This window comes from Bacteroidales bacterium, from assembly GCA_014860585.1.
Taxonomy (GTDB): domain Bacteria; phylum Bacteroidota; class Bacteroidia; order Bacteroidales; family 4484-276; genus RZYY01.
The window spans coordinates 1-1,503 of sequence record JACZJL010000110.1 but is presented as its reverse complement, the minus strand read 5'-3'; the positions used below and the strand labels follow the sequence as shown (position 1 = coordinate 1,503).

Below are 1,503 nucleotides of genomic sequence, written 5' to 3'. Positions count from 1 at the left end.
TAAAAGACCTTGAAAGCGATGAAATTATCCTGGAAAATGAGCTTTATCGCCAAGTTTTTGCAATCGCAAAAAATGAAGTTGAAAACGGTAACTCACCAGGTGAAATGTTTTACCTCCATCATGAGGACAGAAGCATTTCAGGTCTGGCCACCGATCTTTTATCCCAGAAACATGAGCTGGCTAATTGGGAAAAAGTAAAAGTGAAAGTAAAAACCGAAGAGGATAAGCTCAAATTTGCCGTTACCCAGGCCATCTTATCCCTCAAACTGCGGGTGCTGGAAACCAAATTTGAAAAAACCCAGAAATTGATGCACATCGAAACTGACGAGGAGAACCTTATGGTACTGATGGTTAACCAGCAAAAGATCAAAAAAAAAATCAGTCTGGTGTCAAAAGAACTGGGAAGGATCATTCTAAGGTAGAAAATAAAGTAATTGCCCCGGGAACTTTTTAATGATCTATGCTTCAAGATGTCTGGTAATGATTGGAGATTAATCCCTTAAAGATGACCTGAAGGCAATTTTAAAGATAATGAATTTTTAAGTTTTTTCTATGATTGCTTTGGCCTTGCTTATTATTTAGTGTACTTTTGCACCAATTAACCATCAAAATTTTAAAGCTATGAGAGTTTTACGTGTACTTACAACAATTGCAATCGTCCTGCTTGCAACAGCAAGTCAAAGTCAAACAGTGATTACCTACAACAATCACTCACCCCAAATCGGTCAGACTGATGTAATAAAGGGTCTTTTCGGCGATCTGAATCCAATTGAAATTGATCCGGGTCCGGCCGGCGCAAATGTCACCTGGAATTTCGCTGAATTCATCGGAACAGAGGAGACTACAAATTCCTTTATCGATCCTGCACAGACTCCCTTTGCCGACAGCATTGCCGGTACGTCTGTTAACATTGCTACTGAGTTTATTGATGAGGATGGAGCGGGTTATGCATTTATGAGTTCCACTCAGCAAAACCTCACCCTGAAGTCCTATGGATTTATCGCTACTGGTGAACCCCCAATCTACAACACCTATGATCCGGCGCCGGAAGTGATGGTTTATCCATTCGCATATGGTGATACGTATGACACTTACGGGGAGTTAGAAATGAGTTTCGAAGGGTTTGTCAACCTGACCAAGACATGGGCTACTGCCACGGCAGATGCTTATGGTACCTTGACAAATCCAACAGGGACTTACAACAACGTCCTCAGAATTAAAACAGTTACTGTTGATTCAACTTTCACTTACTTTAATGGTCAGCTTTTCATGGCTGATGGCTATGAGTCGATTGATTATGCCTGGTATAGTTCGACACACCGGTATATGATTCAAAACATCTGGGGTGATCTGATTGAAGGGGAGTTTGAAGCATGGGGCGTGGATTACCTTATCGAAGAATCAGCCAGTGTTGAAAATCCTGAGTACAGTGTGTTGAAAATTTATCCCAATCCGGCAGCAGAAGTATTATTCATCGAAAATGGTCAGGGCCGGTATATTCTC

2 protein-coding genes are annotated in these 1,503 nt (G+C 41.3%); both read left to right on the top strand.

Features of this window, described 5'->3' with window-relative positions:
- Nucleotides 1-422: hypothetical protein (locus IH598_11815; GenBank protein ID MBE0639198.1), on the top strand; the 422-nt coding region annotated here is incomplete at its 5' end.
- Between the two features lie 199 nt (nucleotides 423-621).
- A partial coding sequence (locus IH598_11810; GenBank protein ID MBE0639197.1) for a hypothetical protein occupies nucleotides 622-1,503 on the top strand: 882 nt, incomplete at its 3' end.